The sequence below is a fragment of the Alteromonas sp. B31-7 genome (assembly GCF_015767655.1).
GTDB lineage: Bacteria > Pseudomonadota > Gammaproteobacteria > Enterobacterales > Alteromonadaceae > Alteromonas > Alteromonas australica.
On sequence record NZ_CP065233.1, the window covers coordinates 1,582,916 to 1,598,122 of the forward strand.

Below are 15,207 nucleotides of genomic sequence, written 5' to 3' on the forward strand. Positions count from 1 at the left end.
ACCAAATCGGAAAAACGGACGAATCATATGTTAGTTGGAATTCCATTGGAACAAAGCAACAGTGCCATTAAGCCTAAAGAATGTGCAGTAGAAATGTCGGATTACCTTGTCGCTGTAGCTGACAAACGATGTAAGCGTTCATTTTCTCGCGTATTCAATTACTTCGCACCTCGCTTACGTTCTTATGCTCTTAAACAAATGGGCAACGAAGCTTTAGCGATGGAGTTAGTGCAAGACACTATGTCGAATGTTTGGCAGAAAGCGCACTTATTTAACGCTGAAAAAGGTTCGCCTTCTACGTGGATTTTCACCATTGCACGTAACATTCGTTTCGACATGTTACGAAAGCTACAGAATCGTAAAGAAGATGTGTGTTCAGACGATTTGTGGCCAGTGCTTTGCGAGCAAACTGCTGACTTGAACGAGGCCCCTCTTGACGAACAAGTGACATTAGAGCAAATTGGTCATTTGTTCGAAGCGTTGCCAAGTAAGCAGCAAGCCGTGATCGAATCAATATACATAGACGGTAAATCACAGCAAGAAGTTGCAGACGAATTAGAGATTCCTTTAGGTACCGTTAAATCGCGAACTCGATTGGCCTTGCAACGCCTTAAAGGTATGTTACACGACAGTGAATAAGAAAGTAGATGATTAGGTTTCACCCAAGCAATCAGCAACTGGTTAATTTTGTTGAAGGCAGTTTATCACCAGCCGTCTCGATTATGGTATCGGCGCATTGTGACATGTGCCCTTTGTGTCAGCGTGTGGTAGAGGTTGAAACTGAACGACTGGCATCTGAACTGTTTGAAGAAAACCTGCTTCCAGCTAGAGAAGAGGCAAGTGGGTTTTCATTCGCTGACGCTTCCCCAAGTTACTCAACAAGTTCCCTAGTGTCGTCTTCCTCCATGTTTGACAACATGTTAGCGAATATTATTCAAATGCCAGATGCGAAGTCAGTGGATGGCAAGAATCAGTCACGGGGCACCCGCAGCCCAGCTAACGTGTCTTCTGGGTCTGAAGCTGATACGCATAAAATTGAATTAGATGGCCGAGTTTTTACTGTTCCCCGAACCTTACGACGATATGTGGGTAAAACCGGTAACTGGTCTAGTTTGGTTGGAAAACTTTGGCAAGCACCGGTAGATTTAGGTAATCAAGGCGTTGCTAACTTTATATTTATGGGTCAAGGTGGAAGTGTGCCAGAACACACACACAGAGGCACAGAATATACATTGGTTATTGATGGTGAATTTAGTGATGGCCTGAATAAATACGACACCGGCGATTTTATCTTCATGGACGGCCAAAATACACATACGCCACGGGCAGATGCCAAAGATGGCTGTCTTGTATTCAGTATTGTCGATCAACCATTACATTTTACGTCGGGCATCGCGCGGTTATTAAATCCCTTTAGTCATCTATTCTTTCGATAACCTTATTTTTCCCAAAAAAAAGCGCACTTCAAAGTGCGCTTTTTTGTATGTTTACTGCTTAGCTAATGTATTCGCTATCAGGATAGTTTAAACGCAACGTCTTTAATGCGTTTTCACGAAGTTCATCTAACCCTAACTGCTCATAGCTAGACACCATGATTTCCAGCGCTTGTTGAACTTGAGTCGTATCAGGGAAGTGCTCAAGAACGTAGCGCCCACGATTTGCCGCGGCTACGTATGCTTGTCTGCGCATGTAAAAACGGGCAATCGCAATTTCGTATCGTGCTAAACGATCTTTAATATGCAACATACGTTTGCGGGCATCGACCGCATATTTACTTTCAGGATATTGTTGAATAAGTCGTCTAAAATCTTCGAACGCTTCACGAGACATAGAAGGGTCACGATCGGTACGATCGATATTCATCAGTTCTTGAAACAAGTTACTGTCGGCCTCCATGTTGGTCAGGCCGCGCATGTAGTATGCATAGTCCACATCAGAATGGTTCGGGTTTAATCGAATAAACCTGTCGATGGTGGCAATGGTTTCTTCATTCTTACCTGATTTGTAATAGCTGTAAATCAGATCTAATTGAACTTGATGTGAAAGGGGACCAAATGGATAGCGAGAATCTAGTGCGCTTAGGGTTTGAGCAGCGGCACTAAAGTTTCCTACTTCCATACTTTGTTTAGCACGCTCGTACAATTGCTGCGCGCCCATATTAGCCAAAACGGCTTTTTCTTCATTGTCGGCAGAGGAGCTACAACCTGCAACTGACACCATAGCACCCAATACTACTGGGGCTAGTAAACGAAATGATTTCATAATAATTCTAGTTTCCTGCTAAACAGTGTGGATGACTTCGCTGTCTAAGCTCGTATTTTTTGTATTCTAACGTACTCGCGGTGAGAAAAACCATACAATTTAATAAACAACGCAGTGTACCGATAGAAAGCTTGTTATAATACCCTTTTTACATTTAATCATTGGTGTTATGACACAGTCGGAAAACACAATACAATTAGACGCAACAACCGGGCCCGAGCACTTTGGCTTACGGTTAGATCAGGTTTTGGCTGATTTGTTCCCTGAATATTCACGTTCTAAGCTAAAAACTTGGATTCAAGATGGGAATGTTGCTGTTGATGGCGAGGTAATTACCGTTCCTCGCCACAAAATGCAGATTGAAGAAAGGGTTACCGTTAACGCGGAAATCGATATTCAAGTTACCAGCAAGCCGCAAGATATCGCTTTAGATATCGTTTATGAAGACGAGCATATTCTTGTTATCAATAAACCCGCTGACTTAGTAGTACATCCTGGGGCCGGTAATCCTAGTGGCACGGTGCTGAATGCCTTGTTAAATCATGTTCCTGACATTGATAAAGTCCCTCGAGCAGGGATAGTTCATCGTCTGGATAAAGATACGACAGGGCTTATGGTTGTGGCGAAAACCTTACCAGCGCAAACCCACTTAGTCGATCAACTTCAACACAGAGTGATGAGCCGGGAATATGAGGCTATTGCATTGGGAACCATGGTTGCGGGTGGCGTGGTAGATGCGCCTATTGGCAGGCATGCCACCAAACGTACTCATATGGCAGTTAGGGAAATGGGTAAACCTGCCACCACCCATTATCGAGTAATTGAAAAATTCCGTGCTTATACCCACTTAAGACTTAAGCTTGAAACAGGTCGAACTCACCAAATCCGTGTGCATATGGCTTACATAAAGCATCCACTGTTAGGTGATCCTGTTTATGGTGGTCGTCCTCGCCTTCCTAAAGGGGCGTCGGATGAATTTATTGATACTCTAAGAGGGTTTCAACGCCAGGCACTTCATGCTGCACAGTTGTCACTGTTTCACCCTGAAACGGAAGAATGGATGACTTGGAAAGCGCCTTTGCCCGCTGATATGCAGCACTTATTAGCGTCGGTAAGGGAAGACTCTCTCGCTAATCCAGATTTTGATTAGATAAAATGAGTTGCGTTATTCTTCCCGATTGGCCCCTCCCTGAAGGGGTAATTGCCTATTGTTCAACCCGAACAATAGGCGATAGCAAGGGCACCTACGGGAATTGCAATGTAGGCGACCATGTGGGGGATGACCCTGTAGTAGTGGCGAATAATCGCAAGCGTTTACCCCATGCCGATAACATTGTTTGGCTGCAGCAAGTTCATGGTAACACCGTTATTCATCTCAACGATGTATCGACGCCTAAAGGTGAGCCACTCGTTGCAGATGCCGCTATTTCCAGTCACCCTGCGCACTTTTGTGCGGTCATGACAGCTGACTGTGTGCCTGTTTTGCTTTGTGATAAACAAGGACGACAAGTCGCGGCAGTTCACGCGGGTTGGAAAGGACTTCATACGAACATTATTCGCCAATGCATTGCTGAATTTAATGCGCCTGCTCACGAATTAACAGCGTGGATTGGGCCGGCCATATGCCAGCAATGCTACGAAGTTGATGAAACCCTGGCCCACAAGTTTCAAGGTGTACCAAAAGCAGTCGTGAGTGGAAAGCGGGCAAATAAATTTCAGTTAGATTTACCTCAGGTTGCGCAGCACCAACTTGCAGCCTTAGGGGTACACTCAGTGTTCAATAGTCAGTTGTGTACCTACTGTAACCCTCAGCAATTTTATTCTCACCGCCGTGCTACCCACACGGGAGATGCGCCTACAGGACGTATTGTAAGCGTGATAGGTTTGCGCTAAATCAAAGGGGAGGGTAACTTTTTCATCTTCCACTTGAATCGTTCCTGATCAGATACCATAAATAGAATATAGGAAATGAAGATCTTTTCGGGGTATAACGATGCGTTTAGACAGATTTACCAGCAAATTCCAACTCGCTATTTCTGATGCCCAATCGTTGGCGCTAGGACGAGACCACCAATATATAGAGCCAGTACACTTGATGTCTGCCATGCTGAATCAGCAAGGTGGCTCTGTACGCCCTGTTTTAGACCAAGCCAAAGTGAATGTGAATGCACTGCGCTCTGCGCTAAGTGAAGCAATAGAACGTTTGCCGCGGGTGGAGGGTATTGGCGGAGATATTCAACTAAGTAAAGAGAGTGGTATTTTACTGAATCTTTGCGACAAAATTACCCAACAACGAAAAGATGATTACATCACCTCTGAGATTTTTGTTCTGGCTGCGCTTCAGGACAACGGTAAGCTTGGACAAATCTTAAAACAGCTCAATATCACACAAAAAGCGATTGAGACCGCAATCGACGAGATGCGCGGCGGGCAAAAGGTCACCGATCCTAACGCTGAAGATGTACGCCAAGCGTTGGAAAAGTATACCACCGACCTTACTGAACGAGCTGAGCAGGGTAAATTAGACCCGGTAATAGGCCGTGATGAAGAAATACGTCGTACGGTACAAGTGTTACAGCGTAGAACGAAAAATAACCCTGTGCTCATCGGTGAACCGGGGGTAGGTAAAACGGCTATCGTAGAAGGGTTGGCTCAAAGAATTATTAATGGTGAAGTGCCTGAAGGACTTAAAAATAAGCGTGTTTTATCTTTAGATATGGGGGCATTAGTCGCCGGTGCAAAATACCGTGGTGAATTTGAAGAGCGGTTAAAAGCGGTGCTTAACGAACTGGCCAAAGAAGAAGGCAGGGTGATTCTGTTTGTTGACGAATTGCACACCATGGTTGGCGCTGGCAAAGGCGATGGCGCGATGGACGCCGGTAATATGCTCAAGCCAGCATTGGCGCGAGGAGAGCTTCACTGCGTAGGTGCAACAACGCTGGACGAATATCGTCAATATATTGAAAAGGATGCGGCACTTGAGCGACGCTTTCAAAAAGTCTTAGTAGAAGAGCCCAGCGTAGAAGACACCATCGCTATTTTGCGTGGTTTGAAAGAACGTTACGAGTTACATCATTCGGTGGATATTACAGACCCAGCGATAGTGGCGGCAGCGAGTTTGTCACACAGATATATTAGCGACCGTCAATTACCGGATAAGGCTATTGATCTTATCGACGAGGCGGCATCAAGCATACGCTTACAAATAGACTCGAAGCCTGAGGATATGGACCGGTTAGAACGTCGTATCATTCAATTGAAGCTGGAAGAGCAGGCACTAGCGAAAGAAACCGACGATGCGAGTCATAAGCGGCTTGAAATGATTGAGCTAGAACGTGAGCAAGCTGAAACTAAATATGGCGAGCTGGAAAAGGTATGGCTGAAAGAAAAAGAAGCGATGCAGGGCACCCAAACCATCAAGTCTGAGCTAGAGCAAGCGAAACTCGATTTGGAAATAGCGCGGCGTGCTTCAGATTTAAATCGCATGTCCGAATTGCAATACGGACGCATTCCTGAGTTAGAAGCTAAGTTGGAAAGGGCGTCAGAAGGCGAAACAGTAGAAACACAGTTGGTGAAAAATAAAGTGACTGATGTGGAAATTGCTGATGTGCTCTCTCGCTGGACGGGTATTCCGGTGTCAAAAATGTTGGAAGGAGAACGTGATAAGCTGCTTAAAATGGAGGATGTGCTTCATAAACGCGTTGTGGGTCAAAGCGAAGCAGTACAGTCGGTTTCAAATGCCATTCGTCGTTCCCGAGCAGGGTTAGCAGATCCAAACCGCCCGATTGGTTCATTCTTGTTTCTTGGCCCAACCGGTGTGGGAAAAACCGAGTTATGTAAAGCGTTAGCCGGTTTCATGTTTGATACCGAAGATGCCATGATCCGTATCGATATGTCGGAGTTTATGGAAAAGCATTCTGTCGCGCGTTTGGTCGGCGCGCCTCCCGGTTATGTTGGCTACGAAGAAGGGGGCTATTTAACGGAAGCGGTAAGAAGAAAGCCTTACTCGGTTATTTTGCTAGATGAAGTAGAAAAGGCACACCCAGATGTGTTTAACATTTTGCTTCAAGTCCTCGACGATGGAAGGCTGACTGACGGTCAAGGCAGAACGGTGGATTTCAAGAATACCGTGGTTATCATGACATCAAACCTTGGCTCTGATGTGATTCAAGATAAGCACAATGAAAGCCAGTATGACGAAATGAAAAATGCCGTAATGGGAGTGGTAGGCCAACACTTTAGGCCCGAATTTATTAACCGAGTAGATGACATTGTTGTATTTCATCCCTTGGGTAAGGATCAAATTAAGTCCATTGCTAAAATTCAATTGGCCTCCCTTCGCGCCCGGTTAGCTGATAAAGGCTACAAACTGACACTGTCGGGAGCCGCTATGGATAAATTAGCCGAAGCGGGTTTCGACCCTGTGTTTGGCGCGCGGCCACTTAAACGGGCTATTCAAGTACATATTGAAAACCCCTTGGCGCAACAGCTGCTAGCGGGGCATTTATTGCCTGAATCCACCATACGCATTGATGTTGATGGAGACGAATTAACGGTCTTAAATCAATAGACCTTACTAGATGAAGCTGTCATATAATGAAAAAGGCCTTCATTTTGAAGGCCTTTTTTGTTTATAAACTATCAAGTAATGCTTGAGCTTGTGGGCGCATAAAAAATGGCCGTTCAATATTCACTGCAAAGTCTAATTCTTCTTTGGCTTCTTCTATTCGGCCCATTTTCGCGAGGGTATAGCCAAGGTGATAGCGAATATTGGGGTTTTTAGCGTTACGTGAAAAGGCATCGCGTAGCAATTTCAAGCTTTCCTCATAGGCACCTTGCTGCGCTTTAACCCAGCCATAGGTATCCAGTACGTCTGGACTTGTGGGTGATAACGCATACGCTTTAGTAATATAGGCCGCAGCGTCTTCTAAAGAGTCTTCCAGTGCCATAATCGCTAACCGATTATACGCTTGCGCTGGATTAAGCAAATTCGGCTCTTCCACTAATGCGGCGTACATGGGCATGGCTTCGTCAAAGTTGCGGGTGAAAAACAGGTACTGGGCTAACAAGTTCCTTGCAAGCAAATTCGACGGGTCTGACTGTGAGATGGCTCTGGCTTCTGATATAAAAATGTCAACGTAAGAGGCTTGCAGCGCGTAGTTGTATAAGGCGATAAAGGGCTGAGCGTAACGAGGATCTAACGCTATGGCTTTTCGGTAAGCGTCTATCGCTTCATCATCTTTGTCGGTAGCAGATAACCACTGCCCCTTTAGGTGCCAATAATTAGGGTTATCCTTTTGCTTTCCAGCCAATGTGTTTAACAAGGCTTCTGCTTCTGACAGCTTATCAAGTTGAAGCAGCAGGCGTACCCTTGAAAGTGCAATAAAGTTACTATTAGGGGCCGATTTCTGGGCCTCGCGAATAGCGTCTAATGCCTGTTCATCGTTACCCAACTGCAAGTTTAAGTTACTGAACTTAACCAAACGCGGTGCGTCACCTGCAATGAAGTTTTGCACAATGTTGAGGGTTTTCTGCGCTTCATTTTGTAGCCGCATGCTAATTTGAATTGAGGCTTTATCGAGTAAGTAGTCAGGGTTATCAAAGTTATCTTTCAGCAATCTGTCTAAATGGTAGAGTGCAGTGGATAGGTCCCCTTCGTTTTGATACATGGTCACTAACCGCTGGCGCGCTGCTACGTTGGCTGGGCTTATCACGAGAATATCGAGATACAGCTGTTTAGCCTCGTTATTTTGCCCTAGCCTTGAGGCATTGAAGGCTTTTAGTAGTAGTGTCTCAATATGCTGTGGAGACAGCGTGAGTAATTCTTCCACTAAGGTATTTGACCTATCGATATCGCCAAGGCGGCTGTAGGTGGCAGCTAAGTTAAATTTTGCGGGAAAATGGGTGGGGTTTAACGATAGGGCTTTTTCTATCGCCTGTTTTGCCTCTTCAAGCTTGCCCTGACGAATCAGTATTCCTGCTTGAAGATTATAAACTTCAGCTTCATCTGGGAACATTTCTGTTAATAGCCGTGCGCCAAGTAGCGATTTTTCGAAATCTTGAGCTTGTAGATGCATGAGTGAATAGGCAAACAAAAATGAAGAATTGCCTTTGTTTTGCTCGAAGCTATTGTCCAAAATGGCTAAGGCTTCTTGTTGCTTTCCTCTTGCAGCCATCAGTTTTATTTTAAATAGCTGAAGCTTGGGGTTGTCTGGGTAACGAAGTTCTAAGCGTTGCAGTAAGCGTTCAGCTTTAAATGCTTTGTTCTGACGGATGAACAAATCGCCTAGTATTAACGCAGACTCAGGGTTTTCTAATAGCGCAGTTTGATGCTTTTCTAGCAAAATAAGGGCTTGTTTATACTGTTGTGTGGCGAGATACACTTGCGACAACATCATGACTGCTTGAATATCATCGCTTTCTTGCTGCAAGTACGAACTGAAATCCTTTGCTGCCTTTTCCATATTGTTGTTAAAAAAGTTTGTTAACCCGCTGATATAAAGCAACATAGGTTGAGATGCTATGAGTTCAGGAGAGAGTTGTGCCATAAACTCATTCAGTTGCTCTAGTTTCTCATTATCAATGATTTCCTCTGCCTGCCTACTTTCTAGCCAGCTATTCAATAGAATGGCTAAAGGGTCGTTTGGTGTATCTTCAATAATCTCAGCCACAAAAAGCCTAGCTCTATCGTAGTCTTTTGCCTGAAGGTACAAATCCACGAGGTTTCGCAGAGCAATGGGATCTTCCCGGTTAAACGTAAGCGCTTGTTGAAGAAATTCGGTGGCAGATTGCGTGTCGCCTTCTAAGTAGGCCAATTGTCCTTTCAGACGCCACGTTATGGCATTTTCGCTATCGATGGCTTCTGCGCGGCTAATATAATTGCGCGCCAAATCCGGGTTATCTTGTTGAAGCGCAATAGAGGCTAATCCATTCATCGCTGGCACATGAGTTGGGTAGTCATTTAGGATTTTTGAGTATTCACTCTTAGCACAAAATAAATCTTCTAACCGCACACAAGCCGTGGCCGTAATTTGCAACCAATCACGTTTGTTCTCGCCACTTAATTTTTCTGTTTGATTAAATTCGGTGATATCTTTGTATTTATTAAGAAATAGCCAAGTATTCCCTAAGGGTTCGGCCAGCAGGTTGATATCAGCACCCATAGAAAGGGCTTCGGTAAATTCTTGTTCTGCGGCAACAAGGTAGCCGTTAATCAGCAGGATCCTGCCCATCAAAATTTTTGCTGCGAGGTTTTCGGGGTCTTTTTGTAAGCTATTTTTTAAGTGAATATAGGCTTCATCGTACTCGCTGACATTGTAGGCGCGAAGCGCTTTCTCGTAATCTTCCGAAGTGGTGGCTAAACTATTGAAGCTGGCCCCCAATAGCAGAGTGCCAATGATCGCACTTTTAACCAATCCCAATTTTTTCAATCCTAGCATAAGTACAACTATCCCACTGAACACCAATAAAAAAGGCGGCCTAAGCCGCCTTTATAAGATACGTGTTTTTACTTAATTTTTAAACTGTTTGACGAATTTGCTTACGTCGCCAAGCCATCAATCCAAAACCTGTAAGTAAAAGGGCAATGGGGGCTGGCTCGCTAACTTCATTGGGCGGGCTAACAACATCTGTACCGCCAGTGGTTATACTAAGAGAAGCAAGCTTGAATCCAGAGCCTTGATAACTTGTGCTGCTGTCATCAAAGTAAATATTGTAAGCGCCTACTAACCAGTATTTCGCAGCGCTTAATTCTGTAAAGTCACTAGTGAAATCGCCATGGGAACCATGTGAAGATATATTTGATGAAATAGTAAAGTGACCATCAGACACCACCGTACCTACACCAGAGGCAACATCTGCCCAACTGAATTCGTTCGATGCGTGATTCTCAAACAACGAAATATCACTAAGTCCAACCACTGACACCTGTTTGTCAGTGTCGTAGCCTTGTAAATACGTAAACGACGCGGCTGATAAGGTGACTTCCTCACTGAATGAGAACAACACCATATCGAAATCGTCACCACCTGAGAAGTTATCTAGGGTGTGAGAATCGTTGTCATTTGAGTTGACCAGGCCGAATCCGTAATCACCATTGTAACTGTACCCATTTAATTGTGAGTACTTAACAACTTCGTTATCGTCGTTATTAACACCGTCGTTAGAGATATTTTGGGTATCCGACCAAGCAGTAACGCCCACAGTAACCGTTGTACCATCAATAACGATGCTTGAAGTAGTTGCATCAAGGGTATAATTAATATTGGTAGAGCCGTCTGAATATAGGTCGTACACATGTTCGTCTAGTGCGCTGTCGCCTGTGGCAGAGCCTGAATCGTTACTACTTCCGCTACCGCCGCCCCCAGCAAGCGCTGGCGTTGTAGCAAGCAAGTAGGACAGGCTTAGTGCAATAATCGACAAACATTTCATAAACAACGAACTCACATCTACTAATACAACAATTAATAAATTGAGTAAGCACTATGTGTGCCACTTTTTACGTGTATGAATTATAAAGGGAATTTGGTGTTTGGTTGGGAGCGGGGTAAAAAAACCTGACATTGGTTTACGCTTTGTTTACCCCTATAGTCTACATTAAGATCATTTATTCTTACGGCGCCACGCGACGATTAGACCGACGGCTAAAAATGCACCAAGTGTATTCGGCTCACTGACCTCAGTGGGATTGGAATTTCCCGGCGTATCAGATGCTTTTTCAAAACCGATACTTGCAAGTTTAAATGCGTCGTCAAACATATTGCTGTCTAATTCACCAAACACTGAATTGTATGCTCCAACGAGCCAATACTGTGCGGTTTCGGTCTCTTCAAACTGCGCAATATCAATCGATTCATAGCTTTCAATATCATACGAGCCTGCAGTGAGTGCGCCTTCAACAATATTTGACCATGTTTGGTCGCCAGAAACTAACCCAGATAGATCATCTAACGCAGCGATAGATAATTGGGTGTTGTCGGTTTTCCCTACCCACGAGAATCCTGCGCCCGTTAACGTAACCGACTCTGAAAAAGAAAGGAGTACAAAGTCGAAATCATAATCAACATTTCGGCTAACAGTATTGTAACTATCAATAGCATGATCGGGGCTAGAACCGTCCATTTCAGCATCTTTATTGTATACGCCGTACCCGTAACTGCCTAAGTCTACAACATAAGCAGAAGTGACCACGTCATCATTATAGGTACCAACCGTATCTGACCAGGCTGAAATGGAAATGTTTACATCATCGATAGAGATATTTGAATACTGGCTACTCGTCGACACGTACACGTCTTCCGACACTAAGTTGTACACCGATTCCCCAAGCGCACTGTCACAGTCGCTTTGACTACCGCTATTACTTAGACAGGCATTGTAATCTGAGTAATTACTTTGGTTTTTGCCGGCATGGGCAGAGCCGACTGCAATCAAAAGCAGCGTTGGTAACACGGCTTTTAATATAAAATTAGGTAAACGAGACATTTTCATACGACTAAACCTTTTGCTATTCGTTAAAAGGTGTAGTTCAAGCGATGGCGGCAAACTTTTATTATTTCCGCTCGCGAACTTCAACATGGTATTAACGATCCTACCTGAAAGGTGTGCGTATGTAGGTATGTGATCATATACCTAGTTATTGAGTGCTTACGTTGAGTAGAAACAAGAAGCGATTAAAGATGAAAGGCACATGCCCTTGTTATCTTGCATCTATGCGTAGCTTATTAACTATGAAATAATTAGCCGCAATTAATTAGTGCCAATGAGGACTTATGTCTGAACAAAAACGAAAAGGGATTTATTTACTCCCCAATTTACTGACCACGGCAGGGCTATTTTCTGGCTTTTTCGCTGTAGTGTCATCAATGAACGGACGCTTTGAAGCAGCAGCAGTTGCCATATTCGTAGCCATGATCTTTGATGGCCTGGATGGAAGAGTGGCCAGAATGACTAACACGCAAAGTGATTTTGGCGCAGAATACGATTCTATGGCCGACATGGTTTCGTTTGGTATGGCGCCTGCGCTAGTGGCTTATAATTGGGGGTTGACCGAATTAGGTAAACTAGGATGGCTAGCGGCCTTTATATATGTCGCAGGCGCAGCATTGCGACTGGCAAGGTTTAATACTCAGGTGGGTATTGCCGATAAACGTTTCTTCCAAGGTTTAGCCAGCCCTGCCGCCGCAGCGGTTGTTGCTGGTCTCGTTTGGGTGGGTGTAGAGTATGATGCTAGTGGCGCCGATTATGGGCTAATTGTAGCCGCGGTAACGGGTTTATCTGGCCTACTTATGGTGAGCAACTTTAAATATAATTCGTTTAAGGAAGTTAACTGGCACGGCAAAGTTCCCTTTGTAGGTTTGTTAATTGTTCTTCTTATATTCGTCATTGTTGCTACTGAACCCGCACTCGTGCTTTTTATCGTCTTTGCTTTGTATGCATTGGCAGGCCCAATAAATACCTTCAGAACGGTAGATAAAGTCACACTAAATGACGTGGTGGGCGATCATGAAGAAGATGCTGACTTTAAAACGACGACAAAAGATGAAGGTGAGAACCAAGAAGATTCTCACAAATCCACGTAATTCTACTTTGAAATAACGTCTATTGTTGCTTGGTAGTACGACAAATAAGCAAATTGATTAAAAGGTGCTCGGTTGGGCGCCTTTTTTGTATTTTATGGGTAGAAACTGTTGACGTATTTATTTAGATGCGTAGAATGCGCGCCTCTTCAACGGGGAACGTCGAATAGGTGGCTCAGGTGAAGAGTGTTAAACAACTGGTTTGAATAAATATTCAAACAAAAGTGTTGACAAAAAAATGATGCGCTGTAACATACGCATCCGCTTTGGAAGAGGCTAATCACTGAGAAGTAAAAACGCTTCTAGTGAATTGCGACGACCAAGGTTGTCCGCTAGCAAGGAAAACGAATCAACTGAGAGTAATGTTGGTCCTCCTTGCGCAGAAGTCACGACAAAAAGCGTCATGATTCTGCACGATGTTCTTTAACAATTTAGACAAGACAATCTGTGTGGGCACTCGTTAAGAGTGTCACAACGACGATTCATATTTCGATATATTTAATTGAAGAGTTTGATCATGGCTCAGATTGAACGCTGGCGGCAGGCCTAACACATGCAAGTCGAACGGTAACATTTCTAGCTTGCTAGAAGATGACGAGTGGCGGACGGGTGAGTAATGCTTGGGAACTTGCCTTTGCGAGGGGGATAACAGTTGGAAACGACTGCTAATACCGCATAATGTCTACGGACCAAACGGGGCTTAGGCTCCGGCGCAAAGAGAGGCCCAAGTGAGATTAGCTAGTTGGTAAGGTAATGGCTTACCAAGGCAACGATCTCTAGCTGTTCTGAGAGGAAGATCAGCCACACTGGAACTGAGACACGGTCCAGACTCCTACGGGAGGCAGCAGTGGGGAATATTGCACAATGGGGGAAACCCTGATGCAGCCATGCCGCGTGTGTGAAGAAGGCCTTCGGGTTGTAAAGCACTTTCAGTTGTGAGGAAAAGTTAGTAGTTAATACCTGCTAGCCGTGACGTTAACAACAGAAGAAGCACCGGCTAACTCCGTGCCAGCAGCCGCGGTAATACGGAGGGTGCGAGCGTTAATCGGAATTACTGGGCGTAAAGCGCACGCAGGCGGTTTGTTAAGCTAGATGTGAAAGCCCCGGGCTCAACCTGGGATAGTCATTTAGAACTGGCAGACTAGAGTCTTGGAGAGGGGAGTGGAATTCCAGGTGTAGCGGTGAAATGCGTAGATATCTGGAGGAACATCAGTGGCGAAGGCGACTCCCTGGCCAAAGACTGACGCTCATGTGCGAAAGTGTGGGTAGCGAACAGGATTAGATACCCTGGTAGTCCACACCGTAAACGCTGTCTACTAGCTGTTTGTGACTTTAAGTCGTGAGTAGCGAAGCTAACGCGCTAAGTAGACCGCCTGGGGAGTACGGCCGCAAGGTTAAAACTCAAATGAATTGACGGGGGCCCGCACAAGCGGTGGAGCATGTGGTTTAATTCGATGCAACGCGAAGAACCTTACCTACACTTGACATGCTGAGAACTTTCTAGAGATAGATTGGTGCCTTCGGGAACTCAGACACAGGTGCTGCATGGCTGTCGTCAGCTCGTGTCGTGAGATGTTGGGTTAAGTCCCGCAACGAGCGCAACCCTTGTCCTTAGTTGCCAGCCTTAAGTTGGGCACTCTAAGGAGACTGCCGGTGACAAACCGGAGGAAGGTGGGGACGACGTCAAGTCATCATGGCCCTTACGTGTAGGGCTACACACGTGCTACAATGGCATTTACAGAGGGAAGCGAGACAGTGATGTGGAGCGGACCCCTTAAAGAATGTCGTAGTCCGGATTGGAGTCTGCAACTCGACTCCATGAAGTCGGAATCGCTAGTAATCGCAGGTCAGAATACTGCGGTGAATACGTTCCCGGGCCTTGTACACACCGCCCGTCACACCATGGGAGTGGGATGCAAAAGAAGTAGTTAGTCTAACCTTCGGGAGGACGATTACCACTTTGTGTTTCATGACTGGGGTGAAGTCGTAACAAGGTAACCCTAGGGGAACCTGGGGTTGGATCACCTCCTTACCATTACGTCGATAGACGCACTTGATGCAGTGCCTACACAGATAGTCTTGTTTAAAAAATAAAGAACGACATAAGCTTATGGGGCTATAGCTCAGCTGGGAGAGCGCCTGCCTTGCACGCAGGAGGTCAGCAGTTCGATCCTGCTTAGCTCCACCATCTGCTTGTTTTACCCTAGGCTTGTAGCTCAGCTGGTTAGAGCGCACCCCTGATAAGGGTGAGGTCGGCAGTTCAAGTCTGCCCAAGCCTACCAATTCTACTTGCTTGCGTTATTTTGAACGCTGCGATGCTCAGGTGCTAAAGCACATTGCGCTTCTCGCATTCAAACTAACTTTACCA

Annotated in this window: 10 protein-coding genes, 2 tRNA genes and 1 rRNA gene; 9 read left to right on the forward strand and 4 right to left on the reverse strand. The window is 45.1% G+C overall.

From position 1 onward, the window contains the following. The first annotated feature begins 27 nt into the window (after positions 1 to 27). Both IUA53_RS06720 and IUA53_RS06725 read left to right on the forward strand, forming a co-directional pair. Positions 28 to 639 carry a sigma-70 family RNA polymerase sigma factor gene (locus IUA53_RS06720; protein WP_044057523.1) on the forward strand — a complete coding sequence of 204 codons (612 nt, stop codon included), beginning with the start codon at positions 28 to 30 and terminating at the stop codon, positions 637 to 639. An 8-nt stretch (positions 640 to 647) separates the two neighbouring features. Continuing rightward, complete coding sequence (locus IUA53_RS06725; protein ID WP_044447954.1) at positions 648 to 1,436, forward strand: ChrR family anti-sigma-E factor; 789 nt, start codon at positions 648 to 650, stop codon at positions 1,434 to 1,436. 58 nt (positions 1,437 to 1,494) lie between these two features. Here the strand turns inward: IUA53_RS06725 and IUA53_RS06730 are convergent, their stop codons facing one another. Next, the gene (locus IUA53_RS06730; protein ID WP_044057521.1) at positions 1,495 to 2,262 is read right to left on the reverse strand and encodes an outer membrane protein assembly factor BamD; all 768 of its coding nucleotides are present in this window, start codon (positions 2,260 to 2,262) and stop codon (positions 1,495 to 1,497) included. 169 nt (positions 2,263 to 2,431) lie between these two features. On the opposite strand from IUA53_RS06730, the gene rluD reads away from it, so the two are divergent. The 3 genes from rluD (at position 2,432) to clpB (ending at position 6,832) form a co-directional block, all read left to right on the forward strand. After that, on the forward strand, positions 2,432 to 3,412 hold the full coding sequence (gene rluD / locus IUA53_RS06735) for a 23S rRNA pseudouridine(1911/1915/1917) synthase RluD (RefSeq protein WP_044057520.1): 981 nt from the start codon (positions 2,432 to 2,434) through the stop codon (positions 3,410 to 3,412). Positions 3,413 to 3,417: 5 nt separating this feature from the next. Next, a complete protein-coding gene (pgeF, locus tag IUA53_RS06740; protein ID WP_044447952.1) occupies positions 3,418 to 4,155 on the forward strand; it encodes a peptidoglycan editing factor PgeF in 738 nt (245 codons plus the stop codon). Positions 4,156 to 4,255: 100 nt separating this feature from the next. Continuing rightward, positions 4,256 to 6,832 (forward strand): ATP-dependent chaperone ClpB, encoded by a 2,577-nt coding sequence (gene clpB, locus IUA53_RS06745; RefSeq protein WP_044057518.1) that lies wholly within the window; start codon positions 4,256 to 4,258, stop codon positions 6,830 to 6,832. A 61-nt stretch (positions 6,833 to 6,893) separates the two neighbouring features. Here the strand turns inward: clpB and prsT are convergent, their stop codons facing one another. The 3 genes from prsT to xdp1 (IUA53_RS06760) form a co-directional block, all read right to left on the reverse strand. Then, complete coding sequence (gene prsT / locus IUA53_RS06750; protein WP_196898835.1) at positions 6,894 to 9,701, reverse strand: XrtA/PEP-CTERM system TPR-repeat protein PrsT; 2,808 nt, start codon at positions 9,699 to 9,701, stop codon at positions 6,894 to 6,896. A 79-nt stretch (positions 9,702 to 9,780) separates the two neighbouring features. Then, on the reverse strand, positions 9,781 to 10,692 hold the full coding sequence (gene xdp1, locus IUA53_RS06755) for an exosortase-dependent surface protein XDP1 (protein ID WP_196898837.1): 912 nt from the start codon (positions 10,690 to 10,692) through the stop codon (positions 9,781 to 9,783). Between the two features lie 171 nt (positions 10,693 to 10,863). Beyond that, the gene (gene xdp1 / locus IUA53_RS06760; RefSeq protein WP_231401271.1) at positions 10,864 to 11,751 is read right to left on the reverse strand and encodes an exosortase-dependent surface protein XDP1; all 888 of its coding nucleotides are present in this window, start codon (positions 11,749 to 11,751) and stop codon (positions 10,864 to 10,866) included. A 281-nt stretch (positions 11,752 to 12,032) separates the two neighbouring features. Between xdp1 (IUA53_RS06760) and pssA the strand changes: the two genes are divergently transcribed. The 4 genes from pssA (at position 12,033) to IUA53_RS06780 (ending at position 15,121) form a co-directional block, all read left to right on the forward strand. After that, a complete protein-coding gene (pssA, locus tag IUA53_RS06765; RefSeq protein WP_044057517.1) occupies positions 12,033 to 12,842 on the forward strand; it encodes a CDP-diacylglycerol--serine O-phosphatidyltransferase in 810 nt (269 codons plus the stop codon). Positions 12,843 to 13,338: 496 nt separating this feature from the next. Then, positions 13,339 to 14,871 (forward strand): 16S ribosomal RNA (locus IUA53_RS06770). Between the two features lie 80 nt (positions 14,872 to 14,951). Next, positions 14,952 to 15,027, forward strand: a tRNA-Ala gene (locus IUA53_RS06775). A 17-nt stretch (positions 15,028 to 15,044) separates the two neighbouring features. After that, positions 15,045 to 15,121 (forward strand) — tRNA-Ile (locus IUA53_RS06780). Positions 15,122 to 15,207: the final 86 nt, after the last annotated feature.

Bases quoted from the DNA above. Each gene is read 5' to 3' on its own strand.
- IUA53_RS06720 (WP_044057523.1), top strand. From the start codon at position 28: ATGTTAGTTGGAATTCCATTGGAACAAAGCAACAGTGCCATTAAGCCT.
- IUA53_RS06725 (WP_044447954.1), top strand. From the start codon at position 648: ATGATTAGGTTTCACCCAAGCAATCAGCAACTGGTTAATTTTGTTGAA.
- IUA53_RS06730 (WP_044057521.1), bottom strand. From the start codon at position 2,262: ATGAAATCATTTCGTTTACTAGCCCCAGTAGTATTGGGTGCTATGGTG.
- rluD (WP_044057520.1), top strand. From the start codon at position 2,432: ATGACACAGTCGGAAAACACAATACAATTAGACGCAACAACCGGGCCC.
- pgeF (WP_044447952.1), top strand. From the start codon at position 3,418: ATGAGTTGCGTTATTCTTCCCGATTGGCCCCTCCCTGAAGGGGTAATT.
- clpB (WP_044057518.1), top strand. From the start codon at position 4,256: ATGCGTTTAGACAGATTTACCAGCAAATTCCAACTCGCTATTTCTGAT.
- prsT (WP_196898835.1), bottom strand. From the start codon at position 9,701: ATGCTAGGATTGAAAAAATTGGGATTGGTTAAAAGTGCGATCATTGGC.
- xdp1 (WP_196898837.1), bottom strand. From the start codon at position 10,692: ATGAAATGTTTGTCGATTATTGCACTAAGCCTGTCCTACTTGCTTGCT.
- xdp1 (WP_231401271.1), bottom strand. From the start codon at position 11,751: ATGAAAATGTCTCGTTTACCTAATTTTATATTAAAAGCCGTGTTACCA.
- pssA (WP_044057517.1), top strand. From the start codon at position 12,033: ATGTCTGAACAAAAACGAAAAGGGATTTATTTACTCCCCAATTTACTG.